The organism is Rhizobium sp. RHZ02 (assembly GCF_014851575.1).
GTDB lineage: Bacteria > Pseudomonadota > Alphaproteobacteria > Rhizobiales > Rhizobiaceae > Rhizobium > Rhizobium altiplani.
On record NZ_JACUZX010000070.1, the window covers coordinates 1 to 1,275 of the forward strand.

Annotated in this window: 1 protein-coding gene; it reads left to right on the forward strand. The window is 58.4% G+C overall.

Annotation, left to right across the window (positions count from 1 at the left end; genetic code table 11):
* Positions 1-257: 257 nt before the first annotated feature.
* The coding region (locus IB244_RS31520) for an IS110 family transposase (protein ID WP_192306979.1) at positions 258-1,275 on the forward strand (1,018 nt) is incomplete at its 3' end.

The window sequence follows — 1,275 nt, forward strand, 5'->3', positions numbered from 1 at the left end:
TTGTGGCTTAACCCGAGCCGGTGCAACATGCGGCCAACGCTCGAGCGATGCACAATGACGCCGCGCTCTGCAAGCTCGAGGCACAATTCGTCAAGCGTCAAATCACCGTTCTCAGCCATACGTTCACATGGGGTAATCGCGGCGCGATCTCCTCAGTGCATTTTTACTAGATGGTACTGGCTGGGTTGGTTGCCCCCGATAAGATGGAAATACGGGCTCACGATTGGAACCGGGCCCAAACATCAATGGAGGCAACCATGGACCAGTATATCGGGCTTGATGTTTCATTGAAAGATACGGCGATCTCGATCCGAGAGGACGGGAAGCGGATATGGCGAGGCAAGCGTGCTTCGGATCCAAAGCTCTTGGCGCAGGTGATCCGAAAGCACGCCCCGAATGCCAAGCGCGTTGTGTTTGAAACGGGGCCATTGTCGACGTGGTTCTATCATGCACTGATGGCCGAAGGGGTTCCCGCGATCTGCATCGAAGCGCGGCACGCGCAAAAGATATTGCACGAGACGCTCAACAAGACGGATGCCAATGATGCGGATGGCCTGGCCCAGATGGCCGAAGCCGGCTTCTACAAGGCGGTCCGGGTAAAGGCGTTTGACAGCATGCTGACGCGCACCCTGGTGGCGGCCCGCAACCAGCTTTTGAGCATCTCGACCCAGCTCAGCAACCAGATCCGCGGCCTGATGAAAACATTCGGCCTCATTGTTTCCAACGGAAAGGGTAGGGTGTTTGATGGCAAAGTGAGGGAGCTATTAGCTGGGAATGACGACCTTGCAGCGATCATATTGCCCCTGCTTGATGCGTGGCGTGACATCCGCAAGCGCGCGGCCGATCTGGATCGCCAGCTGCTCGCAGTGGCACGGCAGAGTCAGCCGACGAAGCTCCTGATGACGATCCCGGGTATCGGCGCCGTTACGGCCGTCTCCTATGTTGCCGCGATTGAAGATCCAGAAAACTTCAAAACGTCGCGCTCAGTTGGTGCCTGGCTTGGGCTGACAACACGGCGCTACCAGTCAGGTGAGGTCGACTATGACGGCCACATCTCGCGAGGAGGCGACAGCCATCTGCGGGGACTGCAGTATGAAGCGGCAACGGTCCTCCTCACGAGGACCAGACCCGGCAACGAAAGCAGTCTCAGGAGCTGGGGGCTGAAGCTGCGCGAGCGGTTGGGCTTCAAACGCACTGCGGTGGCGGTCGCCCGGAAGCTTGCGGTTATCATGCACAGCATGCTCAGGACAGGAGAAGTGTTCAACGCCTCGGCTG